The organism is Cohaesibacter intestini (assembly GCF_003324485.1).
Lineage (GTDB): Bacteria > Pseudomonadota > Alphaproteobacteria > Rhizobiales > Cohaesibacteraceae > Cohaesibacter > Cohaesibacter intestini.
In genome coordinates this window covers 1,211,669-1,236,241 of sequence record NZ_QODK01000001.1, presented here as the reverse complement: position 1 = coordinate 1,236,241, position 24,573 = coordinate 1,211,669, and the positions used below count along the sequence as shown (strand labels likewise).

Genomic DNA, 24,573 nt, shown 5'->3' with positions numbered 1-24,573 from the left:
AGCATAAAATGGAATACAAGAATCAAGAAAATGTTGACCAGACTCGTGAAGTCGACAGCTTTCACCATGACCTGCGCACCCAGTTGAGCGCCATTGTCTCCCTGAGCACATTGATCCGGAAATCCCGAAATCCGGCCAACTGCACCGCTTTGCTTGAGGCTTTGCATTTGGCCGCCAACAATGCCATGGCAATGATGGAAGACGGCGCTGCCATGCATGAAGCCCTGCCGACCGCCAGCATGCAGCTGGTCAAACTGCTTAAGGATTTTGAGCAAGTGGCATCAGGTCTTGCCGAGGCACGCGGTGCCCATTTCAGGCTGGTGCTTGATCCGGCACTCAAATCCACCGCCTTTGCCAGCCCCGATCCGACCTATTTCAACCGGCTTTTCACCCTGCTGCTCGACAATGCCATCAAATATGCCCCCGGCTCGACCATCACCCTGTCGGCCACCATCAAGGAAGGCAACGAATTGGCGCTGGATTTTGCCGATGATGGCCCGGGCTTTGGCGTTGCAGACCCAAGCCTGCTGTTCGAACCCTATCAGCGAGGAACCAGTTCCGAAGGGGTCGCCGGGTCAGGTCTTGGTCTGTGGAGCGTCAAGACGATTGTCGAAATGATGCATGGCAAGATCTGGGCGGCTGCCAACAAGCCCACGGGTGCCGTCTTCTTTGTCCGTCTGCCGCTTGATGTGGTCGCAACCGCTCCACTACCAGAGGATAAAGACGACAGCGACACCAAAGCGACAACAGAAGACGGCCTCGGTTTTGCCGGGCTAATTGTCGACGACAATGCCACCAATCAGCTGATCATCTCCGAATTGCTCAAAGCCATGGGCTGCGCCACCAGCCATGCCTCTTCCGGCGAAGAAGCGCTAACACGCTTGGCATCTGAACAGGCAACCGATCTGCCGGACTTCATGCTGCTAGACATCCGTATGGAAGGCATGGATGGTTGGGAACTGGCCGGGCGCATCCGCGACAACAAGGCATGGGATGCGATGCCTCTGATCGCGGTCTCCTCCGACCCGACCCCGGCAGCGTTGGCTCCCTTTGATGGCTGGATGCAGCGACCGATTGATCCTGAAAGGCTCCAATCGATGCTGAGCGATCTGGTCAAGAGCTAACGGCCTTGGCCGTCGCCTCTCTATCCAATGTGGAAAGAATATAGCCCGCAATCGTCAAAGATTGCGGGCTTCCAGTTAGCCCACCGACCAACGAGTTTCAGCCACCAGCGGGCACAATGGAATGCGGTCGGGCACCTACCGCAAAGCCTGATCAAGTCTGTTTGGTTAGGCAACCAGTTCGGCAATATTCTTCATGATTTCATTCAGCTGGAAGTCTTTCGGCGTATAGACAGCGGCAACCCCATGCTCCAAGAGATGCGCCGCGTCTGCGGGCGGAATAATACCGCCAACCACCACGGGCACATCATCCAGCCCGGATGCCCGCATCTGGTCCATCACATCGTCAACCAGCGCCAGATGCGAACCGGACAGGATCGACAGCCCCACCACATGCACCCCTTCTTCGAGTGCAGTATTGACGATCTGCTCCGGTGTCAGACGAATGCCCTGATAGACCACCTCCATGCCGCAATCCCGTGCCCGCACGGCAATCTGCTCCGCTCCGTTGGAATGGCCATCAAGGCCCGGCTTGCCGACCAGAATTTTCAAGCGCCGCCCCAATGTCTCGGACACTGCATCCACTTTCTCGCGCACGCCAGCCAGTTCTTCGCTGGTGGCCAAAGCCGCCTTGCCAACCCCGGTCGGGGCGCGATATTCGCCAAAGACCGAGCGCAAGACCTGACCCCATTCACCGGTGGTCACCCCAGCCTTGGCGCAGGCGATGGAAGGCTCCATGATATTGGTCCCGCTCACAGCGGCATCCTTCAACGCGGCCAGCGCCGCTTCAACAGCCCCGTTGTCGCGGCCCTCGCGCCATGCCTTGATCTTCTCGACCGCTTCCTGCTCAACGGCAGGATCAACGGTCAGAATCGAACCACCATCGCCAGAAGATAGCGGCGACGGTTCGCTTTGCTGAAACTGGTTCACCCCGACAAGGGTCTGATCGCCGCGCTCGATGCCTTCAAGCCGCTTGGCGTTTGATTCCACCAGCTTCTGTTTCATATAGCTTGATTCAATCGCCGAGATCGCGCCGCCCATTTCCTGAATGCGAACCATCTCCTCGCGCGCTTCTGCCTTCAGCGCTTCGACCTTGGCATCGACTTCCTTGGAGCCATCAAACAGATCACCAAATTCAAGCAAGTCCGTTTCATACGCCATGATCTGCTGCATCCTCAGCGACCATTGCTGATCCCACGAACGCGGCAAGCCAAGGGCCTCATTCCAGGCAGGCAACTGCACCGCCCGCGCCCGCGCCTTTTTCGACAAAACCACCGCCAGCATCTCGATCAGGATGCGGTAGACATTGTTCTCCGGCTGCTGCTCGGTGAGGCCGAGGGAATTGACCTGCACCCCATAGCGGAAGCGACGATATTTCTCTTCCTTGACCCCATACCGCTCAAGACAAATCTCGTCCCACAGATCGACAAAGGCCCGCATCTTGCAGATTTCGGTCACGAACCGCATGCCCGCATTGACAAAGAAGGAGATCCGCCCGACCGCTTCCGGAAAGTCAGCTTCGCTCATCACGCCGCTTTCCTTGACCGCATCCAGCACGGCAATCGCCGTCGACAGGGCATAGGCCAACTCCTGCACAGGCGTCGCGCCTGCTTCCTGCAAATGATAAGAGCAGACATTCATCGGGTTGAATTTCGGCATTTCGCGATAGGTGAAGCCGATAATGTCGGTGGTCAGCCGCAAGGATGGCTTGGGCGGAAAGACATAGGTGCCGCGCGAGAGATATTCCTTGATCAGATCATTCTGGGTGGTGCCAGCCAGTTTGGCCCGATCCGCACCCTGCTCATCAGCAACCGCGATGTAAAGCGCCAACAGCCATGCCGCCGTCGCATTGATGGTCATCGAAGTGTTCATCTGCTCAAGCGGAATCTGATCGAACAGGGCCCGCATGTCACCAATATGGGCAATTGGCACCCCCACTTTTCCCACCTCGCCGCGCGCCAGCGCATGGTCCGGGTCATACCCTGTCTGGGTTGGCAGATCGAACGCCACCGACAGGCCGGTCTGACCCTTGGACAGATTGGTGCGATAAAGGGCATTGGAATCCTTGGCCGTGGAATGGCCCGCATAGGTCCGAAACAGCCAGGGCCGGTCCTTTTGCCGCATCTCGCTTGCCGCGTGCCCGGTGTCAGCCTTCATACTTTCGTTCACACTGTGTTGATGGGTCATCTCTGGTTCCTCCCGATCACCCGCCAAGGGTCGTGTCTCTCTGATCCACCTTCGAACGCGATGGCAAGGCAGATGGACCCGCAACCCCCTACGGCACTTCAGCTTTTGTTCCATAGGGCAATAGGCGTCGTTCCACACCCTTCCCCTTGGTCACTTCTTTTTGTTCAAGCAAGAGTGTCTCTTCGCACACGCAAAAAGCAAATTGGCAATAAGACGTATATCTTTGCGCAAAATAATTTCGGATAGTTTCGCAAGTGCGTCATAAAGCGCAGTTCGCAGTCCAAAGTTGCTGCGGCGCAATATGACCAATGCAATGGCTTTCTATGTCAGGAGGAGCATAAATGGCTGAAGAACTGCTTGCTCAGGGCACCACCGGTGAAAAAAAAGATCTATATGAGATCGGTGAAATCCCGCCACTGGGACATGTGCCCAAAGAGATGTATGCCTGGGCGATCCGTCAGGACCGTCACGGCCCACCGGAACAATCCTTCCAGATCGAGGTCGTCCCGACCTGGGAGCTGGACAGTCACGAAGTGCTGGTCCTCAACATGGCCGCTGGTGTCAATTATAATGGCGTCTGGGCAGGCCTTGGCGAGCCGATTTCGCCGCTCGACGTGCATAAAAATCCCTATCATATTGCCGGCTCCGATGCCTCGGGCATCGTTTGGGCCGTCGGCTCGAAGGTGAAAAACTGGAAGGTCGGCGACGAAGTGGTCATTCACTGCAATCAGGATGATGGCGACGACGCGGAATGCAATGGCGGCGATCCGATGTTCTCACCCACCCAGCGGATCTGGGGCTATGAGACCCCGGACGGCTCCTTTGCGCAATTTTCCCGCGTTCAGGCGCAACAGTTGCTGCCCCGCCCGCAGCATCTGACATGGGAAGAAAGCGCCTGCTATGTGCTGACCCTGGCCACCGCCTACCGCATGATGTTCGGCCACAATCCCCACGAGCTGAAACCCGGTCAGAATGTGCTGATCTGGGGCGCCTCGGGCGGTCTTGGCGTTTTCGGCGTCCAGATTGCAGCGGCCGCCGGAGCCAATGCCATCGGTGTGATCTCGGACGAATCCAAGCGCGATTTCGTCATGAGCCTGGGTGCCCGTGGCGTGCTGAACCGCAAGGATTTCAAGTGCTGGGGCCAGTTGCCCAAGGTCAATTCGCCCGAATATGCCGAATGGTTCAAGGAAGTGCGCAATTTCGGCAAGGCCATCTGGGACATTACCGGCAAAGGCAACAATGTTGATATGGTGTTCGAGCATCCCGGTGAAGCGACCATGCCGGTATCCACCTTCATCGTCAAACGCGGCGGCATGGTGGTCATTTGCGCAGGCACATCAGGTTTCAACCTGACCATGGATGCCCGTTATCTCTGGATGCACCAGAAGCGGGTTCAGGGCTCACACTTTGCCCATCTCAAACAGGCCATGGCCGCCAACCAGATGGTCATTGACCGCCATGTGGATCCTTGCATGTCAGAGGTCTTCACTTGGGACCAGATCCCCAAGGCCCACGATCTGATGCTCAACAACCGCCATCAGCCGGGCAACATGTCCTGTCTGGTCAACACCAGCCGGACCGGCTTGCGCTCCGCCGAAGAGGTGATTCTGGCCAGCCGAGGCGAAGAAATCTGATTTCTACCTGTCAAAAGCGCAGGAAAAAGGCCGGTCACACCGGCCTTTTTCATATCCCATGTCACGCATATCCCATGTCACGCATTGCTTGTCTGATAGCGCAGATCCTCAGACATGCTCGCCATCTTCTTTTTCCGTCACGCCCTCCGCATGCTTCTTCGGGTCGGGATGCTCAAGATCCGCTTTTGTCACCCGGTTGCGATTGAGCCGCTGCCAGCGAATCCGCCAGGCATTCACCTCTGCACCGAACAAAAAGATCATTGAAATAATGTGCAGGAAGATGAGGGTCGCCACCACCCCGGCAAGCCCCGCATAGACCTTGGCATATTGTGCAAAATGGGACAAATAGTAGGAGTAGGCCTCTGCGGTGATCCACCACAGAACCAGCGTGGTCAAAACCCCGGGCCACAGATCATCCCACTCGATTACCCGCATCGGCAACCAGCGATGGCTGGCGACAAGAAAGGCCGTCAGGATCGGCAGGGCAATACTCAGGCGCACCACATCAAACGTCACCTGAAAGTCCTGCAGCCACGGCAAATGCGGCTTGGCGATCTGCCATGCCAGCGGGGCCATGAACAGACCAGCCGCCACCGACACCATCACCAAAATCGCCCCGATGACAGCAATCAGCCCCATCGCCCGGCGCGACAGGATCGACCGGCGCTCATAATAGCCATAGGCACGGTTCAGTCCTTCGCGCAGGCTCTCGACCAACGAGGTCAGCGTCACAAGAAAGATCACAAGAGACAGGGACAACAGGCTTCCCGTTCGCTCGGCAATCACCGCGTCCACATCCGGCTGCAGGATATGGGCGATCGGATCAGGCAACAGGAAGGGCAATAAATCCTGAAGGATATTCCCCAGCTCCTGCCCACCGGCCCAAACGGTCACCCCGGTGATGATCAGCAGGAAAGGAAACAGCGATAGCAGAATAGAGAAGGCAATATTGCTGGCCAGCGCGAAACCATGATTGTCCGAAAACCGCCAGAAGATCCGAACCGGAACCAACACCCATTCCCAAATCTGAGACATTCCCGACACCCTGACGCAAAGACGCTATCCGTCGCAATCCTTATAAGCTGCAATCATAAAAAGCAATCCGTCACAAAATCGCGAAACCGCAAGGGATGGATGGACAATTAGGGTTTGACCGGATAGGGATCCTAAACCTGCCCGCTCTGTTTCCCGCTTCGGCCTGCCATCAAAGGGTCTTTCCATGTCAACCAAGACAAAGCCAAGCCTTGCGCAAGCAACCCCTGCCCTGTTTGTCGTCTTGTGGTCGACCGGCTTTATCGGCGCACGGATGGGGGCGCCCTATTCCGAACCGATGACTTTTCTGGCCATGCGTTTCTCGCTGGTCCTTGCGCTTCTCTTGCCCATTTCCCTGATGCTGCGTGCCAAATGGCCCACTCCGAAACAGGCCTTCCATGCGTTTGTAACAGGCTTGCTGATCCACGGCGTCTATCTGGCCTGTGTCTTCTGGGCCATTGACAATGGCATGCCTGCCGGGCTCGCGGCTCTCGTGATGGGTCTGCAACCGGTCATGACTGCCTTCTTTGCCCGTGGCATTCTGGGCGAGCGCCTGACGCGCAATCACCTGTTTGGTTTCATACTGGGATTGATCGGCATTTGCCTGGTGCTTTATCCGCGCTTGAGCGGTGGGGATTTTTCCGTCACCCCGCCCCAGATTGTGGTGGTTTGCGCTGCCATGCTGTCCATTTCCTTTGGCACCGTCTATCAGAAACGCTTTGCCGCCAATCTCGACATGCGCGCCGCCACCATCTGGCAATATCTCGCCGCCTGCCTCCTGTGTGCCGGACTGAGTTTTGCCACTGAGACCCAAACGATTGTCTGGTCAGGCGAGTTCATCTTTGCCCTTGGCTGGCTCACTCTGGTCCTGTCCATCGGTGCCATCTTCCTGTTGCTCTGGCTCATCGAGCATGGCGCCGTCTCCAACATAGCCGCCCTTTTTTATATGATCCCGGCGGTGACTGCGGTCATTTCCTATCTGCTGTTCGACGAGCCGATCACCTTGATGCAGATCCTCGGCATCATCATCACCGCCACTGGTGTATTGATCGCCAGCCGCACAGCCAGATAAGGCGACAGGCAATAGAAGAGAAGCATCTTTTCCCTTCTTCCCATCACTGCCTTGCCTGCATCCAAATGCCGCGCGCATTCACCGGTTCCTTTGGCACCATTGCCAAGCCCGTCAAATCACGTCCCATCTCCCGCTTCAACGGCAGTGCAACATGACTTTCCATTAATCCATTGGCCAATTGCCAACTGCCTGCCCGCCCTTCACTGTGCGGTGCAGCATAAACGGATTTTCGACCGCGCGAACCAAGCGGCACTCAGACCGACGCGCAGTCTTAAAGGAGGAGGAAGATCCATGACCCTGACCATTCAGACCCAAGCCATCCCGACGCCAGAGACCTTCATGGACGACACGGGTGCCGCCCTGACCGCCATCGAAACCCTGCTCGAAGCCATCAAGACCGAAGTGCGGGCCAAGGTGGTTGTCGAGGATCGCATCAGCGCAGAACGGATCGAGGCTGAACAGCGAGCCACCCACGGATTCGCCTGGTTCGCCACTTATGTCGAAGCGCTCAAGGAAATGCGCGGCTATGCCAGCACGCTTTCAGACGAAGGCCGCTTTGGCGAAATGGAAATGTTGATCACCCGCATCGCCTTTGCCGAATATCTCGCCCAGATCTTTGGCGGCATCCCGATGACTCAAGGTGAAATTGTCCGTCTGGCAGATTTCAACCTGCCCTTTGAGGCCATCCAGAAGGCCTATTGCCCGCAAATTGTGCGCCTGATCACAGAAGGCAACACACCAACCATCCGCAATCGCCTGATCGCGCTGATCGAGGCCGCAGAAGGGGCCGCTTCCTATGGCGATGCCGGTCTCGACGAAACCATGGAAGCCTTTCGCGAGGAAATGCGCCGCTTTGCCGACAGCGAAGTCAAACCCCATGCCCATCAATGGCATCTGGACAATGCCTATATCCCCCTCGACATTGTCGACAAGATGGCTGAAATGGGTGTTTTTGGCCTGACCATCCCGGAAGAGTTTGGCGGCCTTGGCCTTGGCAAGGAAAGCATGTGCGTGGTGTCGGAAGAATTGTCCCGCGCCTATATCGGCGTCGGCTCGCTTGGCACCCGCTCGGAAATCGCCGCCGAACTGATCATTTGCGGCGGCAATGACGAACAGAAAGAAAGCTGGCTGCCCCGCATCGCGGCGGGCGAAATCCTGCCAACCGCCGTCTTCACCGAGCCCAACACCGGATCTGATCTGGCCAGCCTGAAGACCCGCGCCGTGCTGGATGGCGACAGCTACAAAGTCACCGGCAACAAGACATGGATCACCCATCCGGTCCGCGCCGATCTGATGACGCTGTTGGTCCGCACCAACCCCGAAGAACCCGGCTATAAGGGCCTGTCCATGCTGCTGGCAGAAAAACCGCGCGGCGACGATGCCAATCCCTTCCCGGCGGCCGGCATGGATGGCGGCGAGATCGAAGTGCTCGGCTATCGTGGTATGAAGGAATATGAGATCTCGTTCGACAATTTCGAGGTCAAGAAGGACGCCCTGCTGGGCGGCGTCGAAGGGCAAGGCTTCAAGCAATTGATGCAGACCTTTGAATCCGCCCGCATCCAGACGGCAGCCCGTGCCATTGGCGTCGCCCAATGCGCTATGGATCTGGGCTTGCGCTATGCACAGGAACGAGCCCAGTTCGGCAAATCGCTGATCAATTTCCCGCGCGTCGTCGACAAGCTGGTGATGATGGCTGTTGAAATCATGATTGCCCGCCAGTTGACCTATTTCTCCGCCCGCCAGAAAGACCATGACAAACGCTGCGATGTCGAGGCAGGCATGGCCAAGCTGCTTGGCGCGCGCGTCGCTTGGGCCGCGGCCGACAATGCCCTGCAAATTCACGGTGGCAATGGCTTTGCACTGGAATATGAGATTTCCCGTGTCCTGTGTGATGCACGCATCCTGAATATTTTTGAAGGGGCAGGCGAAATTCAAGCCCAGGTCATTGCCCGTCGCCTGCTTGGCTAAGATGCAGGAAACCTAGCAAGCTTTGGTAAAATGTCTCGAAGACGTGACGACAGAAAGGGTGTTTCGGCAAGAAGCACCCTTTTCTTTTTGCCAATGTCTGGTAAACCACTATTAGCTAAAAGTATGAGACAGGAAGAAATGGCCCAAAGATCAATACTCATCACCGGATGCTCCACCGGCATCGGACACCATTGTGCGCTGCGCCTGAAGGAAAAAGGCTGGCAGGTTTTTGCCACCGCACGCAAGGTTGAGGATCTCGAAGCTCTGCGCGACGCCGGTCTGACGGCCATTTATCTCGACTATACCGATCAGCAGTCCATTTCCGCCTGCAAGGAAGCCGTTCTCAATCACACCGGCGGCAAACTTGATGCCCTGTTCAACAATGGGGCCTATGGTCAACCCGGCGCGGTCGAAGATCTGCCCACCGATGTGCTCAGGCAGCAATTTGAAGCCAACTTCTTTGGCTGGCATGAACTGACCCGCCAGATCATTCCGGTGATGCGGGCCCAGGGCCATGGCCGCATTGTCCAGTGTTCCTCGGTGCTCGGCTTTGTGCCGCTGGCTTTCCGTGGTGCCTATGTCGCCTCGAAATACGCACTCGAAGGCCTCACCGACACCATGCGCCTTGAGCTTCATGGCTCCAACATCCATGTCTCGACCATCGAACCCGGCCCGATCACCAGCCAATTTCGCGAAACTGCCCGCAGACGCTTCATCGATTCGATCAACATCAATCGCTCGCCTTACAAGGAGCGTTACCAGAGCAGACTGGAAAAAATGGATTCCGATCAGCCTGACCGGTTCGAGAAATCCCCTGAAGCGGTGTTCGAAAAACTCATCCATGCGATCGAAAGCACCTCCCCCAAGCCCTATTACATGGTCACGGTGCCGACCTATCTGATGGCTTGCCTGAAGCGCCTTTTGCCAAGCAAACCGCTTGAGACCTTTCTGCGCGCTGCTGGCGACTGACCCGACATCTTAAGGCGGCAATCGACAAAAGTCGTGCGCCCGAGGTCTTTTCCGTTATCCGTATAACCTGCTAGAGTGAGGGAAGCCGCCTGCGACACTTGATCGCGCATAGCGGCAGGCCCGGCGCATCGCCCGATGCATCTCCCTTAAAAGGAACACCAAGAATGTCAGCCCTTCTGCCCACTCTCGTCCCGATCGCGCTCATCGCAGTCGCCATTGTTCTTGGACTGGGGCTTTACAATATGCTGCGCGGCGGCAGCCCCAGCCGCTCGCAATCCCTTATGCGCTGGCGGGTGATCCTGCAGTTCGTGGCCATTATTCTGGTCATGGCCAGCCTCTATGTGATGACCTGACCCCTGCCATTGATCGCATAAACCGCCGTCCCGCTTGTCCAACCGGCCTTGATCGGGCGCGTGCGCTTGCTATGTAAAAAGAACAAGTTGCATGCGCGCATGTGCCATCTACACTGGTGTGCGAACGCAATTGCATGATTCTTCTTGCCCCATCAGCCGCGCATCTGGACGGCTGACATCATCCCTTGACTGCTCACCCGCCGGATTGGCCAACGCCGCATCGGGTCCGGGTGCAAAATACGGAAAGTTGCTCCATGGTCCGCCTGAACAAGATCTATACCCGCACCGGCGACAAAGGAACCACGATGCTCGGCAGTGGCGACCGCGTCGCCAAGCATGACCTGCGTGTGGAAACCTATGGCACGGTTGACGAAACCAACTCCATCGTCGGCCTTGTCCGGCTGGAACTGGCGGACCTGCCTGAAATGGACGCCATGATGTCACAGATCCAGAACGACCTGTTCGATCTGGGCGCCGACCTCACCACCCCGGATCGGGGGCAAGAGTTCAAATATGAGCCTCTGCGCATCACCGCGTCTCAGGTTGAGCGTCTGGAACAGCAGATCGACCAATTGAATGCTGATCTCGAACCACTCAGAAGCTTCATCCTGCCCGGCGGCTCCCGTGCGTCGGCCTATCTGCATCTGGCCCGCACCGTCTCACGTCGTTCGGAGCGTCTGATGACCGCCTTGGCCGCCATGGAAGACGAGCCGGTTTCCAACATCTGCATTCAGTATGTCAACCGTCTGTCCGACTTCTTCTTTGTTGCAGCCCGGGTGGCGAACAATATGGGCAAGGAAGATGTGCTTTGGGTTCCGGGACAAAACCGCTAAACTGATCCCGAAACAGCCTTCAGCCCGAGGGCCGGGACAGAATGGAACCGCCAGATGTTCATACCGCTGCATGACAAGAATGATCTCACCCATGTCCGCTGGCAGTATGCAACCCTTGGCCTGATCCTTACCAATGTGGTGGTCTTTGTGATCACCACATCCGGCTCCGGCGGCCTTGTGCTTCAGGATTATGCGCTGGCCTATGGCCTTATCCCCAGCGACTTTGCCCGCCAAAATCTGAGTGCAATTGCGCTCACCGAGCCAATCCTGCTGACCGCCCCCATCTCATACGCCTTCCTTCATGCCGACTGGATGCATCTGATCGGCAACATGGCTTTTCTCTGGGTCTTTGGTGACAATATCGAGGACGCCATGGGCCATGGCCGCTTCTTGCTCTTCTATTGCCTGTGTGCCATGGGCGCTGCTGCCCTGCACATGATGATCAATTGGGGATCTCCCATCCCTTTGATTGGCGCCTCCGGGGCGACGGCCGGCATCATTGCCGCCTATTTGCTGCTCCATCCGCGCGTCAAGGTCTGGATTCTGGTGCTCGGACGCATTCCGCTGCCGGTCCCTGCGCTCTATTGTCTGGGCGCTTGGATTGCCTTGCAGATCTTCAACTCCGTCACCAGCGTCGATGAAGGCGTCGCCTGGTGGGCCCATGTTGGCGGGGCAGCAACCGGGGCCTTCCTCATCCCCCTAATGAAATATGCCAATGTTCCACTTTTCCAACGCAGTGGATAAATTACGTATACGTAACGTAATTATAACCGAAAGTCATGCGACTGCGACGGACGGATTGTTGACAGCCCCAATCCATGCCATTACCGTCCTCCCCAAACTTGCAGCAGCCGACCGTCAGGGCGCATCTTTCCGATTGCGAAAGGCGCCCCTCATGCGTTCATCAGATGCGTACAGTTCTATTCAATTCAAGCAACTTCTGAACTGGCCTATGCCGGTTCATGTGGGAGAGACGATCCATGAAGATTCTCGTACCCGTCAAACGGGTTGTCGATTACAACGTCAAAATCCGTGTCAAAGCAGACGGAACCGGTGTTGATCTTGCCAACGTGAAAATGTCCATGAACCCGTTTGACGAGATCTCGGTAGAAGAAGCCGTTCGCATGAAAGAAGCGGGCACGGCGACGGAAATCGTTCTGGTCTCCGTTGGTCCACAACAGGCACAAGAAACCCTGCGCACCGGTCTTGCCATGGGGGCGGACCGCGCAATCCTGATCAAGACCGATGCCCATGTGGAACCACTCGGCGTTGCCAAACTGCTCAAAGCCGTGGTTGCGGAAGAACAGCCCGGTCTCGTCATCGTTGGCAAACAGGCCATTGACGATGACAGCAACCAGACCGGCCAGATGCTTTCCGCCCTGCTGGGCTGGCCGCAAGGCACCTTCGCTTCCAAAATCGACATTGAAGGCGAAACCGCATCCGTCACCCGCGAAATCGATGGTGGTTCGCAGGAAATCAAGATTGCCCTACCTGCCGTGGTCACCTCTGACCTGCGTCTGAACGAACCACGCTATGCCTCCCTGCCCAACATCATGAAGGCCAAGAAAAAGCCGCTTGATACCAAGGAAGCCGGAGACTATGGCGTTGACATCGCGCCGCGTCACGAGATCCTTGCCACCGCCGAACCTGCTGCCCGCGAAGCTGGCATCAAGGTGGAAAGCGTCGCCGAACTGGTCGACAAGCTGAAAAACGAAGCTGGCGTGCTGTAAGGCAGAAAGAGGAGACACAAGATCATGACAACCCTTCTGATTGCCGAACATAACAATGCGGCACTGAATGAAGCCACCACCAAAGCCATGACTGCAGCTGTCGCCCTTGGCGCAGACGTTCATGTGCTGGTCGCAGGCAAAGGCTGTGGTGCCGTTGCTGAGGAAGCCGCCAAGCTGAGTGGTGCCGCCAAGGTGCTGGTTGCCGAAAGCGATGCCCTTGAGCATCAGCTGGCCGAAGCCATGGCTGCCCAGATCGTAGCACTGGCCGATGGTTATGACGCCTTTGTTGCGCCAGCCACCGCCAACGGCAAAAACTATATGCCACGCGCCGCTGCCCTGCTCGACGTGATGCAGCTGTCCGACGTCACCAAAATCATCGCGGCTGACACCTTCGAGCGTCCGACCTATGCCGGCAACGCCATCCAGACCGTAAAGACAAGCGACGCGAAAAAGGTCGTCACCGTGCGGACCGCCAACTTCGCTGCCGCTGCCACCGAAGGCTCGGCTGCCATTGAAAGCGTGGCCGCAGCCGATGCTCCGGCTGGTGCCAGCTTCGTCAGCGAAGAATTGTCCCAGTCCGACCGTCCGGAACTGGCCGCAGCCCGCGTCATCATTTCCGGTGGTCGTGGATTGGCATCCGAAGAACAGTTCAACGCCATTCTGACCCCAATCGCCGACAAATTGGGTGCCGCCATTGGTGCCTCCCGCGCGGCGGTTGACGCTGGCTATGCACCCAATGATCTGCAGGTCGGCCAGACCGGCAAGGTTGTTGCTCCCGAGCTGTATATCGCGGCGGGCATTTCCGGTGCCATCCAGCATCTGGCTGGCATGAAGGATTCCAAAGTCATTGTTGCCATCAACAAGGACGAGGAAGCTCCGATCTTCCAGGTGGCGGATTATGGCATTGTCGGCGACCTGTTCGACATTCTGCCCGAGCTGGAAAAAGCCCTCTGAACCAAGGCTTCCGCCTTCACAATCTGGCCGGATGGAACAAATTTCGAAAGGGTGCCCCATCGGCACCCTTTCGTGCTTTTCGCATTTGCGAAATAGCCTATAATCTGCCACTATTCCGCCCAGACCACGCGATGGCTAGCAACAAGCGGCCCGCGCGATGGGAAAAAAACAAGAACCCCAAGAAGTAGCCGCAACAGCGGCAAGCGGTGAGCAGGATGATTTCTGAAATCAAGAAAGTCGGCATCATTGGCGCTGGACAGATGGGCAATGGCATTGCCCATGTCTGCGGCCTGTCAAACTATGACGTGGTCCTCAACGATCTGAGCGCGGACAATCTCGACAAGGGCATGGCCACGATCAAGAAAAACATGGATCGTCAGGTCTCCAAAGGCACGATCAGTGCAGCCGAACGCGACGCAGCTCTGGGCCGCATCATTCCGGCAACCGAGCTCAAGGCCATGGCCGAAGTGGATCTGGTCATCGAGGCCGCCACCGAACATGAGGAAACCAAGCGCAAGATCTTCGCCGCAGTCACCCCGGTGCTGCGCCCCGACGCGATGATCGCATCCAACACATCCTCGATTTCCATCACCCGTCTGGCTGCGTCGACCGATCGTGCCGAGCAATTCATCGGCATTCACTTCATGAATCCGGTGCCGGTGATGAAGCTGATCGAACTGGTGCGCGGCATTGCCACGGACGAGCAAACCTATATCACCTCGAAGAAATTCGCTGACAGCCTGGGCAAGACTGTTGCGGTTTCCGAAGACTTCCCGGCCTTCATGGTCAACCGCATCCTGCTGCCGATGATCAACGAAGCCATCTATACCCTTTACGAGGGTGTTGGCTCGGTCGAATCCATTGATACCGCCATGCGCCTTGGCGCCAACCACCCGATGGGCCCGCTGCAGCTGGCCGATTTCATCGGCCTCGACACCTGCCTGTCCATCATGCAGGTGCTTTATGAAGGCTTGGCCGATACCAAATATCGCCCATGTCCGCTGTTGGTCAAATATGTCGAAGCAGGCTGGCTTGGTCGCAAGACCCAGCGGGGTTTCTACGACTATCGCGGCGATGAGCCGGTGCCAACCCGCTAAGCAGCGGTCGCAGAAACGGCAATCTTTGCTCAAGGCACCCGGTTTCGGCCGGGTGCCTTTTTTGTCACGCCTGCGCCCTTTTGGTTGCCGGCATTCTGCCGGTGCTTGCAGGCCCGCCAAACCGATGTTATGAAGGCTGTGCAAATGCAAGAAAGGGCTTTATGTCATACCGTCCCACAAAAGAGATTGTAAGCGCCTAGCATCGACCAACAATCAGTCGATGCCGATGGTTGCATGACCTCTGACCTCCATGCTCGCGTCCGGGCAGGATCAGACGTCAGCAGCCCTTATGGCAGCAAAATCTTCTTTTCCCACACAGAATAAACAGCTCATCAACGCTCCGCTGCATCTTGCACGGCAAGCACCACGCGCTGTTTTCCGCACGCCTCTTTCCCATGCCCAACCAGAAACAATGGCATGCGGTCAGAACGGTTGATGCGCCCTGGATGCCTTCGCCCCAGCGACTTGAAGCATTGTGACTTCAAGCATTGTGGCTTGAAGCTCGCTGACGGGCATCCTTCTGTCTGGAATCCCGGTATCTGGCAAAGCCGATCACACCACAAGATTTTGGTCTGTCCAATCATCCTTCTGATGATGAACGGAATAGACAATGAAACACCCTCATCCTTGCAGCAAACAGCGCAAGCGTCCTTTAACCCATCACCCCAAAGACAAACGAGACAAAAAGAGCCGCAAACGCTGGCACACGACAAACGAAGCCTTTCGCTGCCACCATTGTCAGCAAATGGTGTTTCCGGCAGAGCAGATAGGCACCACGCAACGCAACCACTGCCCGCATTGCCTCTGGTCCTGTCATGTTGACACCAAACCCGGCAACCGCGCCTCCACCTGTCACGGCGGTATGGAACCGGTCGGCCTGACCTTCAAGCATCATGGCTTTGACAAATATGGCCGCGCCAGAACCGGCGACGTGATGCTCGTTCATCATTGCCATGGCTGTGGAGCAATCAACCTCAACCGCATTGCCGGTGACGATTGTCTGGCAAAGCTGTTTGACATCTTTGACCGGTCAGAGACGCTTGGCCCGCCTTTGTTGCGCAAGCTCTCGGAGCAGGCAATCTGCCTGCTGACCCGGACCGACAGCGATCGTTTGCACCAAGCCATCTATGGCAAATCCTTCCGACCGGATGCTCTGACAAGGGTTCCATAGCCAGCGGGCCGCTACCGGCCCCTGACCCCAGCCAATGCTTGCCGGGCCTCCACCACCCGGCAGGCATTCCTTCAAGTTCGATCAATTTGTTTAGCTTTTTATTTACCCTGACTTAAGGAACAGATGCGAAACTAACGCTTCATAGGATCCAATGATCTGGAGCAAATACCCATGTCTTCTGTCGTCTCTCTGGCCTCTGCAATGGTTGCGAAAAACGCAGCGGAGACCAATATGGAACTTGGCAGCACCCTGACCAAGATTGCCCACAATGCCGACAATGCCATGACTGGCATTCTCGACAAGCTCGTCCAGCAGGGCCTGCAAAATAATGCAGCAACCCCGGAAGGGATGGGCGGGTCGGTCAATATCAAGGCCTGACCTTGCCTGAAAGCCGATACCCGACACAAATCTGCAACCCGGCCTTTGCCGGGTTTTTCATTGCCCGAACGACAAGGCAAAGCCTACGCTTCTGACGCAATTGTGATACCGCCGAGAGCGCTTCTTCATTGTCGATTAAGGACAAAAGTCAAATCTCATGGGGCAAAACAAAACCATGAGGAGAAAGACGATGTGTGGAGTATCAGCCGCTGGTGGGGGAGGACATGTCGCCCAGACCAGCTACTCAGCCCCGAGCCCTACGCCCTCGCCTGCCGCCAGTGCAGCATCAAGCCCGGCCAAGGCCGCAACACCGCCCCCTGCCCCGGCGGGCCTTGGTGGATCAGTGGACCTATCGGTCTGAATAGGAAAAGCCCGGAAAAATCCGGGCTTTTTTGTGAGATCAGAGCAGACGGCACCGACTTACTGTTTGCCAATCACATCCCGGATCATGAGTTTGGCCTGTTCGTCAGCCCAAGGTGCCGACCCTGACATATGGGCCAGTGAGCAGCCATCCTGATCAATGATCAGGGTCGTTGGCATGCCGAACGCCATACCCTGTTTGCGCAAAGTGGGGAACAGCGCCATGCCTTCATCATAGAACAGCTCAAGATCGTTGAGCGTGAAGGCATCGAAGAATTCCCGCGCCTTGGCGGGTGCCTTGCGATCCAGACTGATGGTGACAACCTCGAAGTCATCCCCGCCAACACTTGCCTGCAGGGCATTGAGGTCAGGCATTTCGTGACGGCAGGGCGCGCACCATGTGGCCCACAGATTGAGCAGCAGCACCTTACCTTCGAAATCGGCAACCGATACATCACTGCCATCTTCGCGTTTGAAGGAAAGGCCGGACATATCTCTGGGGTGACCACTGATCTGAAGGGCCGCAATCGCGCCCTTGATCAGCGGGTCAATGCTGTCGATCCGCGCCTTGGAGGCGGGGCAGGCATCCGCTGCCCAACCGACCGCTGGCAGCATCAGCATGCCCATCATCAAAAGGACCTTGCTGGCCCACTGCTTCATTCCCTTCACCATATCTCTCCTACCTTATTGGTCTTTCTTATTTTTCCTGCCTTGATCCGGCCTGATTTCTGTTGTCCAGAAGTCTGCAGAATTTTCTACCTCAAAAGCGCTGACAGCCCAATTTTGTTGTGGCATAAAGCACGGCAACAAGCACATACAGACTGGAACATCTATTATGAGCAACAAAATGTGGGGCGGGCGCTTTTCTGAAGGCCCAGATGCAATCATGGAAGAAATCAACGCTTCCATCGATTTTGACAAAAAACTCTATGCCCAGGATATCTCCGGTTCGAAAGCTCATGTAAGCATGTTGGCCGAGCAGGGCATCGTCACGAGCGATGATGCCAAAGCCATCAAGGATGGTCTAGACACAATCGCGGGAGAAATTGAGGCGGGTACCTTCACTTTTTCGCGCGCGCTGGAAGACATTCACATGAATGTGGAAAGCCGCCTTGCGGATCTGATCGGCCCGACCGCCGGTCGTCTGCATACGGCGCGCTCGCGTAACGATCAGGTCGCCACCGATTTCCGCCTCTGGGTGCGCGAAACCCTCGACACGCTCGATGGTCAGCTGCTCGAGTTGCAACAGGCATTTGCCGACAAGGCCGTGGAATTTTCCGCCAGCGTCATGCCCGGCTTTACCCATCTGCAGAGCGCCCAGCCGGTGACTTTCGGTCATCACATGCTGGCCTATGTCGAGATGCTGGCTCGTGACCGGGGCCGGGTGCAGGATGCCCGCAAGCGGATGAATGAAAGCCCGCTTGGCGCTGCCGCGCTGGCAGGCACCTCCTTCCCGATCGACCGTCACATGACCGCCAAGGCGCTGGGCTTTAACCGCCCGACAGCCAACTCGCTGGACAGCGTGTCAGACCGCGACTTTGCCCTTGAGGCCCTGTCGGCGGCCTCCATTTGCGCCATCCATCTGTCGCGCTTTGCCGAAGAGCTGGTCATCTGGTCTTCCGCCCAGTTCCGTTTTGTCAAACTCAGTGACAAATTCTCCACCGGCTCCTCGATCATGCCACAGAAGCGCAACCCCGATGCCGCCGAACTGGTCCGCGCCAAATCAGGTCGCATCATCGGTGCCCTCAACGCTTTGCTGATCGTCATGAAAGGCCTGCCGCTGACCTATTCCAAGGACATGCAGGAAGACAAGGAACAGACCTTCGACGCTTTGCAGAACTTGTCCCTCTGTGTCGCGGCCATGACCGGTATGGTCAGCGACCTTGAGCCCAATGTCAAAGAGCTGAAAAAGGCCGCTGGGTCAGGCTATTCCACCGCCACCGATCTGGCCGACTGGCTGGTGCGCAGTCTCAACATGCCATTCCGCAACGCCCACCATGTCACCGGCACCCTTGTCGCCATGGCCGCCGAGCGCAACATCGAGCTGCACAAACTGACGCTTGAAGACATGCAGTCGGTGGATCCTGAGATCACCGCCGATGTCTTTTCTGTGCTATCGGTAGACAAATCGGTTCGCAGCCGCACCTCCTATGGCGGCACCGCACCGGTCAATGTCAGAAAACAGGCGAAAAGCTGGCTGAAAAAGCTTGAAAAAGAAAGAGCAGCCAAGCAATAGTCGGATCAACGGCGCCGGGGACATCCCAGTCTCCCGGCCCTCTTTGATTCGCTCTGGTCCCATCGACCCTGAGCAAACACCGCATGGCCCTTGAAAGGGCAAAAACGAAGGCACAAGGATTTCTCGCGATGGCTCTCAATTCCCTTTCCCTCGCCCCGGCAAAGACACTTGCCAAGCTTCTGTGCCTGACAGCCCTGGCTGCCGGTCTGGCTGCCTGTGGCCAGCGCGGCCCGCTGGTCCCGCCTTCGGCCAAGACCCCGGATGCCGGTATGGAGACGGAGGCCGCACCAGCGACCACCAAAGACAATCCGAATGTGCCTGACGAAGGCTTCGTTCTGGACCCGCTGCTCTAAACCCAGACGGCTCAAACCTCATTTCCCGCCCGCGTCCCGGAAAGGCACGCGCGACAAACCGGCGAGACGATTATGCACCATTTTGATTATGTCGACGGCGTGATGCATGCCGAGGATGTGTCCATCCCCGAAATCGCCCGTCAGGTGGGCACGCCCTTCTATGTCTATTCCACCGCGACCTTCGAGCGTCATTTCAAGGTCTTCTCGGATGCCTTTGGCGATGTGCCTTCGCTTGTTTGCTATGCGATGAAGGCCAACTCCAATCAGGCCATCCTGAAAACCCTTGCCCGTCTGGGCGCAGGCGCTGATGTGGTATCCGAAGGGGAAATGCGCCGCGCACTGGCCGCTGGCATTCCCGCTGACCGGATCCTCTTTTCCGGCGTCGGCAAAACCCGCCGCGAACTGACCTTTGCGCTGGAACATGACATTCTCTGTTTCAATGTCGAATCCGAGCCGGAGCTGGAGCATCTCAGCCGCATCGCCAGCGATCTGGGCAAAGAAGCCCGGATCTCGATCCGCATCAACCCCGATGTCGACGCCAAGACCCACGCCAAGATCGCCACTGGCAAGTCGGAAAACAAATTCGGCATTCCGTGGAAGCGCGCCCGTGACGTCTATAAACGCGCCGACAATCTGCCGGGCATCAGGGTCACTGGCATCGACATGCATATCGGCAGCCAGATCACCCAGCTCGAGCCGTTCGACAATGCCTTCCAGCGCCTTGGCGATCTGGTTCGGGACCTGCGTGCCGACGGCCATCTGATCGACCATGTGGATCTGGGCGGCGGTCTGGGCATTCCCTATGAAGCCAACCAGTCGCCACCACCTTTGCCACGCGATTATGCGGACACGGTGAAGAAGCATGTCAAGGATCTCGACTGCAAGGTCTATTTCGAGCCGGGTCGTCTGATCGCAGGCAATGCGGGCATATTGGTCAGCGAAGTCATCTATCGCAAGGAAGGCGAAGGCAAGACTTTCCTGATCGTCGATGGCGCAATGAATGACCTCATTCGCCCGACCCTCTATGAGGCTTGGCACGAAGTCAAACCGGTCATCGAGCCGGGCTTTGATACCCCGGTGACCAATGTCGATGTGGTGGGACCAGTTTGCGAAACCGGTGATTTCCTCGCCCAGAACCGCCCTCTGCCAAAAATGGAAGCGGGCGATCTGCTCGCCATCATGTCCGCAGGGGCCTATGGCGCGGTTCAATCCAACACCTATAACAGCCGCCTGTTGGTGCCTGAAGTGCTGGTCAATGGCGATCAGTGGGACGTGATTCGGGCGCGCCCATCCTATGAGGATCTGCTCGGCCTCGACACCATCCCGGCATGGCTGGAGGACTGATCCAGCCCTCCTGCAGCATCGCTCATTTCAAGAAGAGTTTCGCTGAAACAATCGAGCCCACAAATATGGCCGACAGGATGTTGGCAGCAATCAGGGGCGGCGAATTGATGGCAATGCCATAGATCAGCCATAGGCTCATGGTGGTAAAAAGCATCAAGTTGGTGGACAGCGACAGGTCCTTGGTCTGTCGTGTTTTCCAGACTTTCAACACTTGCGGGATCCAGCAAAGGGTCCCCAGCAAGGCCGCAGCGTAGCCGAGCAGGTCAATCATGTCGATTTGCCTTCTTCACTATGGCTCTGGCAGGCAACAGCCTGCCTAGCAAGCCGATTGCGCACCATCGATATGGAGATGGAGATTGGGCGTACCCTTTTGGAACCGGAGAAACGGTCAGGTACGTATATGTAAGGGCCACCCTCTTAGCATATCCTTGTCCGCCTGTGGACCCATAAAAGCAACAGCTTAGAAAAGACCGCGAAAAAGGGGCTCGCAAAAAGCAAAAGGACGGCGCGATGCCATCCCTTTTGCAAGTCTCTATTTGCGCTCAATTGCGGCAATTAGCCATACATGACCTGAGATATGGAGGCTGGTCCGGCAGCGGCACGCCCGGACAGCGCCTCACGCACCGCGTTGCGGATTTCCGCCAGAGAAAATGGTTTGGATACCACATCATGAACGATGGCATTCAGGCTGTCGCAGCGTTCCCGCTGGTCGGCAAAGCCGGTCATCATCAAAATGGTCAATTCGGGATACTCTTGCGCGGCGCTTTTGGCCAGCGCTATGCCATCCATATATGGCATCTTGATATCGGTCAGGAGCAGATCAAACGCTCCCTCGCAATCCGTCAGTACATCAAGGGCATCCCCACCATCTTCTGCCGTTCTGACTTCGTGTCCGTCCATCATCAAAGCGCGCTGGACAAACATACGTACGCCATCATCGTCTTCGGTCAGAAGAATTCGGGCCATATGTCCCACTCCCACACTATACTCAAACTCGTCACCCCAAGATCTCTTGATGATCTTGCCATCCCATTTGACAGGGAAAAGGTTTACCAAAAGCGAAAGCGACGACGAAAAGTTGCGGATGGGAGCGGCAATCCGACCCAGTGGGGGATAAGCGCCCAATCGACAAATCCGCTCCGGCGACAACGGAACGGCGGTGCAAACAGTCAAACCAGAGGCAGAGTAAAGCTCTATTCGAGATAACCGACGAACGGCACTTCCCGATAGGAATGCGCTTTGTCCATACCATAGCCGACGACAAATTTGTCCGGGCAGACGAACCCGACATACTCGCCTTTGATATCGGCGATTCGTTTGCCCGGCTTGTCGAGCAGCACCGCCACATCCACCCGGTTAGCACCGCGATTGGACAGAAGATCCTTGGCAAAGGCCAGTGTCCGGCCGGATTCGAGAATGTCGTCGATCAGCAGCACGTCGCGCCCTTTGACCTCTTCCTCGACATCCCGCACCACGCGCACATGGCCGGTGGATTTGGTGCCCGTCCCATAACTCGACAGGGACATGAACTCCACTTCCAGCTTCACGCCCGCCCGATAGAGCGCCCGCAGCAAATCGGCTGCAAAGACGAAGCTGCCCTTCAGCACAGCAATCACCAGAAGATTTTGATAGCCCGCATCCGCTATGGCCTTGGCCAGCTCGGTGTTGCGATCAGCAAGGGTCGCCTCATCATAGAGGACGTGAATGGTGTCTGTCATGCGCTTGTCCGGATTCCTGTTGCCGCGTGTCGGATGGCTTGGTCATGGCCTGTCTGGGGCCACATTGGCCCACGTTGGCATGACGGATCAATGGAACATCCGCAGCGATACAAATTTCGCTTGTGAGGGCGCGGCAACCGACGTCTTGATCGTCTTGCGCTCGCCCGGCCCCAATCCCCTGATGTCGGGATTGATATCCCATGAATAAAGTTCTGAATCGTTGTTGCCAAGGACCGAAAACCGCACAGAGGGAAGACTCACAGGTTCTATCCCAAGATTCACAAGCTCAGCCTCCACCGCAATCACCGGAGCACCCGCCTTTTGGACCAGTTCGACATTCACCGCTTGAATATCGACACCGGTCACGTTGATGTCCATGCCCAGCATGTCATAGAACGAAGCCAGATCGGGGAAGCTTCTGGTCCAGAAATTGGGGGCCGCGACCAGCGAAATAACCAGAACAAGCGTAGCGGCCAGAGCCGAGGCGCCAACAATCCATTCCTTGCGCTGGGCAGCCTGCCCTTTGTTGCTGTCCTTGGCCCTTGCCTTGGCTTTCTGTTTCTTGCGCCTTTTGCGACGCACACTTGATTCGATGTCAGTGCCGCGCGCCACTTTCTTCTGCGCTTCAAAGGCTGCGGCATCCATCAGGTCCATCACCGGCGAATCGAACCGATCATCTTCATCACCAGTGACCATCATCGGATCATCGCTATTTTCCGACGTGATCACCGTTGGTCCGTCATCAGACCCTGCATCGTCCGTATCAAACAGGGAGTCGATATCATCCTGACTCTGCTCGTCTCCCCCCGACGGGCTGTCAAACAAGGCGTCAATATCATCCTGACTTTGGTCCTCGCCCCCTGAAGGGCTATCGAACAAGGCGTCGATATCATCCTGACTTTGGTCTTCGCCCCCTGAAGGACTATCGAACAGAGCATCAATATCGTCCTGGCTCTGGTCTTCACCACCAGCCGGGCTGTCAAACAAGGCATCAATGTCATCTTGGGAATTGTCGCCGTCATCGGCTTGGTCAGCGGGCGCTGCCGGGGAAGCGGTCACCTTTGCAGGGGCTTCGGGCACCGCATGCCATGTATCCCCGCAATTGGCACAGCGCACCGGCCGCCCCTCGGCACCGATATAGTCGTCAGGCACCTGATAACTGGTCGAACATTTGGGGCAGGTGATTTTCATTGGCGCACAATCAGTTGAAGCCACGGTCACGGAACATCCGCATTTCTGGTCTCAAACAGAGGAAAGCGGACGAATCATCCACAAAATAGGATATCAGCCCTTAACGCTTTGCCAAGACCTGTCTAAAGATCAGGCAAACCGGGCACAAATCGGATGAATTCACGCAGGAAATCAGGCAAGCTCGGCACCAACAGCAAAGAGGGAAACCGGTTTGATTCGCTTTGAAAATGTTGGACTGCGCTATGGCATGGGACAGGAGGTCTTGCGGGATGTGTCCTTTGACATTCCGGCAAAATCCTTCCAGTTCCTTTCCGGTCCCTCCGGCGCGGGCAAGACATCCCTGCTGCAATTGATGTTCCTGTCGCTCAAGCCCAATCGCGGCCTGATCAAGATATTCGGCAAGGACACCGCCCGGCTGGATCATGACGAGCTGTCCCAACTGCGCCGCCAGATCGGTTTTGTGTTTCAGGAATTCCGGCTGCTCAACCACCTGACCACCTTTGAAAATGTCGCCCTGCCGCTGCGGGTTCAGGGCAAGTCGGAGCATGATTACCGTACCGATGTGGCCGAACTGCTCCAATGGGTCGGACTGGGCCATCGCATGCATGTCTACCCACCGGTCATGTCCGGTGGGGAAAAGCAGCGTGCCGCCATTGCGCGCGCTCTGATTTCCCAACCCAAACTGCTGCTGGCGGACGAACCGACAGGCAACGTCGACCCGATTTTGGCGCGCCGCCTGCTCCGGCTGTTCATCGAGCTGCATCGCTCGGGCACTTCCATCATCATTGCCACCCATGACACCGGACTGATGGATCAGGTCGATGCCCGCCGGATTGTGCTCAATGATGGCGCGCTCTATGTGTATGATTGAG

General features: G+C 56.8%; 24 protein-coding genes. 17 read left to right on the top strand and 7 right to left on the bottom strand.

The genetic code is table 11. The annotated features are described in order from the left end of the window. The first annotated feature begins 8 nt into the window (after positions 1–8). A complete protein-coding gene (locus tag DSD30_RS05350) occupies positions 9–1,124 on the top strand; it encodes a hybrid sensor histidine kinase/response regulator (RefSeq protein ID WP_114008492.1) in 1,116 nt (371 codons plus the stop codon). A gap of 165 nt (positions 1,125–1,289) precedes the next feature. Here DSD30_RS05350 and DSD30_RS05345 read toward each other — a convergent pair whose 3' ends face one another. Beyond that, positions 1,290–3,245 carry a protein meaA gene (locus DSD30_RS05345; RefSeq protein WP_114008665.1) on the bottom strand — a complete coding sequence of 652 codons (1,956 nt, stop codon included), beginning with the start codon at positions 3,243–3,245 and terminating at the stop codon, positions 1,290–1,292. A 404-nt stretch (positions 3,246–3,649) separates the two neighbouring features. Between DSD30_RS05345 and ccrA the strand changes: the two genes are divergently transcribed. Continuing rightward, positions 3,650–4,942 (top strand): crotonyl-CoA carboxylase/reductase, encoded by a 1,293-nt coding sequence (ccrA, locus tag DSD30_RS05340; RefSeq protein WP_114008491.1) that lies wholly within the window; start codon positions 3,650–3,652, stop codon positions 4,940–4,942. Positions 4,943–5,050: 108 nt separating this feature from the next. On the opposite strand, the gene DSD30_RS05335 is transcribed toward ccrA, so the two are convergent. Continuing rightward, positions 5,051–5,977 (bottom strand): YihY/virulence factor BrkB family protein, encoded by a 927-nt coding sequence (locus DSD30_RS05335; RefSeq protein ID WP_114008490.1) that lies wholly within the window; start codon positions 5,975–5,977, stop codon positions 5,051–5,053. Positions 5,978–6,161: 184 nt separating this feature from the next. Here DSD30_RS05335 and DSD30_RS05330 point away from each other — a divergent pair, with 184 nt between their 5' ends. From DSD30_RS05330 to DSD30_RS05280, 11 genes are all read left to right on the top strand, one after another. Then, positions 6,162–7,046, top strand: a complete 885-nt coding sequence (locus DSD30_RS05330; protein WP_114008489.1) for a DMT family transporter — start codon at positions 6,162–6,164, stop codon at positions 7,044–7,046. Between the two features lie 291 nt (positions 7,047–7,337). Beyond that, positions 7,338–9,014 carry an acyl-CoA dehydrogenase family protein gene (locus tag DSD30_RS05325; protein WP_114008488.1) on the top strand — a complete coding sequence of 559 codons (1,677 nt, stop codon included), beginning with the start codon at positions 7,338–7,340 and terminating at the stop codon, positions 9,012–9,014. Positions 9,015–9,152: 138 nt separating this feature from the next. Next, positions 9,153–9,983: an SDR family oxidoreductase gene (locus tag DSD30_RS05320; RefSeq protein WP_114008487.1), complete on the top strand. Its 831-nt coding sequence runs from the start codon at positions 9,153–9,155 to the stop codon at positions 9,981–9,983. Positions 9,984–10,147: 164 nt separating this feature from the next. Further along, positions 10,148–10,336 carry a twin transmembrane helix small protein gene (locus DSD30_RS05315; RefSeq protein WP_114008486.1) on the top strand — a complete coding sequence of 63 codons (189 nt, stop codon included), beginning with the start codon at positions 10,148–10,150 and terminating at the stop codon, positions 10,334–10,336. Positions 10,337–10,590: 254 nt separating this feature from the next. Further along, entirely contained in the window at positions 10,591–11,169 is a 579-nt protein-coding gene (locus DSD30_RS05310; RefSeq protein ID WP_114008485.1) for a cob(I)yrinic acid a,c-diamide adenosyltransferase, read from the top strand. A 54-nt stretch (positions 11,170–11,223) separates the two neighbouring features. Continuing rightward, entirely contained in the window at positions 11,224–11,913 is a 690-nt protein-coding gene (locus DSD30_RS05305; protein WP_114008484.1) for a rhomboid family intramembrane serine protease, read from the top strand. Between the two features lie 236 nt (positions 11,914–12,149). After that, entirely contained in the window at positions 12,150–12,899 is a 750-nt protein-coding gene (locus tag DSD30_RS05300; protein ID WP_114008483.1) for an electron transfer flavoprotein subunit beta/FixA family protein, read from the top strand. A gap of 24 nt (positions 12,900–12,923) precedes the next feature. Next, entirely contained in the window at positions 12,924–13,853 is a 930-nt protein-coding gene (locus DSD30_RS05295) for an electron transfer flavoprotein subunit alpha/FixB family protein (protein ID WP_114008482.1), read from the top strand. 215 nt (positions 13,854–14,068) lie between these two features. Further along, on the top strand, positions 14,069–14,950 hold the full coding sequence (locus DSD30_RS05290; RefSeq protein ID WP_114008481.1) for a 3-hydroxybutyryl-CoA dehydrogenase: 882 nt from the start codon (positions 14,069–14,071) through the stop codon (positions 14,948–14,950). 610 nt (positions 14,951–15,560) lie between these two features. Beyond that, positions 15,561–16,121, top strand: a complete 561-nt coding sequence (locus DSD30_RS05285; RefSeq protein ID WP_114008480.1) for an RNHCP domain-containing protein — start codon at positions 15,561–15,563, stop codon at positions 16,119–16,121. Between the two features lie 171 nt (positions 16,122–16,292). Next, positions 16,293–16,499 (top strand): hypothetical protein, encoded by a 207-nt coding sequence (locus DSD30_RS05280; RefSeq protein WP_114008479.1) that lies wholly within the window; start codon positions 16,293–16,295, stop codon positions 16,497–16,499. Between the two features lie 420 nt (positions 16,500–16,919). Here the strand turns inward: DSD30_RS05280 and DSD30_RS05275 are convergent, their stop codons facing one another. Continuing rightward, the gene (locus DSD30_RS05275) at positions 16,920–17,519 is read right to left on the bottom strand and encodes a TlpA disulfide reductase family protein (RefSeq protein WP_245418378.1); all 600 of its coding nucleotides are present in this window, start codon (positions 17,517–17,519) and stop codon (positions 16,920–16,922) included. Positions 17,520–17,694: 175 nt separating this feature from the next. On the opposite strand from DSD30_RS05275, the gene argH reads away from it, so the two are divergent. The 3 genes from argH (at position 17,695) to lysA (ending at position 20,792) form a co-directional block, all read left to right on the top strand. Further along, positions 17,695–19,095 (top strand): argininosuccinate lyase, encoded by a 1,401-nt coding sequence (argH, locus tag DSD30_RS05270; RefSeq protein WP_114008477.1) that lies wholly within the window; start codon positions 17,695–17,697, stop codon positions 19,093–19,095. A gap of 128 nt (positions 19,096–19,223) precedes the next feature. After that, positions 19,224–19,448, top strand: coding sequence for an LPS translocon maturation chaperone LptM (gene lptM, locus DSD30_RS05265; RefSeq protein ID WP_157967564.1), 225 nt, complete (start codon positions 19,224–19,226; stop codon positions 19,446–19,448). Between the two features lie 72 nt (positions 19,449–19,520). Next, a complete protein-coding gene (lysA, locus tag DSD30_RS05260) occupies positions 19,521–20,792 on the top strand; it encodes a diaminopimelate decarboxylase (RefSeq protein ID WP_114008475.1) in 1,272 nt (423 codons plus the stop codon). Between the two features lie 22 nt (positions 20,793–20,814). Here lysA and DSD30_RS05255 read toward each other — a convergent pair whose 3' ends face one another. The 4 genes from DSD30_RS05255 to DSD30_RS05240 all read right to left on the bottom strand — a co-directional run bounded on the left by DSD30_RS05255 (position 20,815) and on the right by DSD30_RS05240 (position 23,701). Then, positions 20,815–21,063, bottom strand: a complete 249-nt coding sequence (locus DSD30_RS05255; RefSeq protein WP_114008474.1) for a SemiSWEET family sugar transporter — start codon at positions 21,061–21,063, stop codon at positions 20,815–20,817. A gap of 284 nt (positions 21,064–21,347) precedes the next feature. Beyond that, positions 21,348–21,758: a response regulator gene (locus DSD30_RS05250; RefSeq protein WP_114008473.1), complete on the bottom strand. Its 411-nt coding sequence runs from the start codon at positions 21,756–21,758 to the stop codon at positions 21,348–21,350. A gap of 227 nt (positions 21,759–21,985) precedes the next feature. Then, entirely contained in the window at positions 21,986–22,510 is a 525-nt protein-coding gene (hpt, locus tag DSD30_RS05245) for a hypoxanthine phosphoribosyltransferase (RefSeq protein ID WP_114008472.1), read from the bottom strand. 87 nt (positions 22,511–22,597) lie between these two features. Next, the gene (locus DSD30_RS05240; RefSeq protein ID WP_114008471.1) at positions 22,598–23,701 is read right to left on the bottom strand and encodes a zinc-ribbon domain-containing protein; all 1,104 of its coding nucleotides are present in this window, start codon (positions 23,699–23,701) and stop codon (positions 22,598–22,600) included. Between the two features lie 211 nt (positions 23,702–23,912). On the opposite strand from DSD30_RS05240, the gene ftsE reads away from it, so the two are divergent. Then, entirely contained in the window at positions 23,913–24,572 is a 660-nt protein-coding gene (gene ftsE, locus DSD30_RS05235) for a cell division ATP-binding protein FtsE (RefSeq protein WP_114008470.1), read from the top strand. Position 24,573 lies beyond the last annotated feature (1 nt).

Bases quoted from the DNA above. Each gene is read 5' to 3' on its own strand.
- DSD30_RS05350 (WP_114008492.1), top strand. From the start codon at position 9: ATGGAATACAAGAATCAAGAAAATGTTGACCAGACTCGTGAAGTCGAC.
- DSD30_RS05345 (WP_114008665.1), bottom strand. From the start codon at position 3,245: ATGCGGCAAAAGGACCGGCCCTGGCTGTTTCGGACCTATGCGGGCCAT.
- ccrA (WP_114008491.1), top strand. From the start codon at position 3,650: ATGGCTGAAGAACTGCTTGCTCAGGGCACCACCGGTGAAAAAAAAGAT.
- DSD30_RS05335 (WP_114008490.1), bottom strand. From the start codon at position 5,977: ATGTCTCAGATTTGGGAATGGGTGTTGGTTCCGGTTCGGATCTTCTGG.
- DSD30_RS05330 (WP_114008489.1), top strand. From the start codon at position 6,162: ATGTCAACCAAGACAAAGCCAAGCCTTGCGCAAGCAACCCCTGCCCTG.
- DSD30_RS05325 (WP_114008488.1), top strand. From the start codon at position 7,338: ATGACCCTGACCATTCAGACCCAAGCCATCCCGACGCCAGAGACCTTC.
- DSD30_RS05320 (WP_114008487.1), top strand. From the start codon at position 9,153: ATGGCCCAAAGATCAATACTCATCACCGGATGCTCCACCGGCATCGGA.
- DSD30_RS05315 (WP_114008486.1), top strand. From the start codon at position 10,148: ATGTCAGCCCTTCTGCCCACTCTCGTCCCGATCGCGCTCATCGCAGTC.
- DSD30_RS05310 (WP_114008485.1), top strand. From the start codon at position 10,591: ATGGTCCGCCTGAACAAGATCTATACCCGCACCGGCGACAAAGGAACC.
- DSD30_RS05305 (WP_114008484.1), top strand. From the start codon at position 11,224: ATGTTCATACCGCTGCATGACAAGAATGATCTCACCCATGTCCGCTGG.
- DSD30_RS05300 (WP_114008483.1), top strand. From the start codon at position 12,150: ATGAAGATTCTCGTACCCGTCAAACGGGTTGTCGATTACAACGTCAAA.
- DSD30_RS05295 (WP_114008482.1), top strand. From the start codon at position 12,924: ATGACAACCCTTCTGATTGCCGAACATAACAATGCGGCACTGAATGAA.
- DSD30_RS05290 (WP_114008481.1), top strand. From the start codon at position 14,069: ATGATTTCTGAAATCAAGAAAGTCGGCATCATTGGCGCTGGACAGATG.
- DSD30_RS05285 (WP_114008480.1), top strand. From the start codon at position 15,561: ATGAAACACCCTCATCCTTGCAGCAAACAGCGCAAGCGTCCTTTAACC.
- DSD30_RS05280 (WP_114008479.1), top strand. From the start codon at position 16,293: ATGTCTTCTGTCGTCTCTCTGGCCTCTGCAATGGTTGCGAAAAACGCA.
- DSD30_RS05275 (WP_245418378.1), bottom strand. From the start codon at position 17,519: ATGAAGCAGTGGGCCAGCAAGGTCCTTTTGATGATGGGCATGCTGATG.
- argH (WP_114008477.1), top strand. From the start codon at position 17,695: ATGAGCAACAAAATGTGGGGCGGGCGCTTTTCTGAAGGCCCAGATGCA.
- lptM (WP_157967564.1), top strand. From the start codon at position 19,224: ATGGCTCTCAATTCCCTTTCCCTCGCCCCGGCAAAGACACTTGCCAAG.
- lysA (WP_114008475.1), top strand. From the start codon at position 19,521: ATGCACCATTTTGATTATGTCGACGGCGTGATGCATGCCGAGGATGTG.
- DSD30_RS05255 (WP_114008474.1), bottom strand. From the start codon at position 21,063: ATGATTGACCTGCTCGGCTACGCTGCGGCCTTGCTGGGGACCCTTTGC.
- DSD30_RS05250 (WP_114008473.1), bottom strand. From the start codon at position 21,758: ATGGCCCGAATTCTTCTGACCGAAGACGATGATGGCGTACGTATGTTT.
- hpt (WP_114008472.1), bottom strand. From the start codon at position 22,510: ATGACAGACACCATTCACGTCCTCTATGATGAGGCGACCCTTGCTGAT.
- DSD30_RS05240 (WP_114008471.1), bottom strand. From the start codon at position 23,701: ATGAAAATCACCTGCCCCAAATGTTCGACCAGTTATCAGGTGCCTGAC.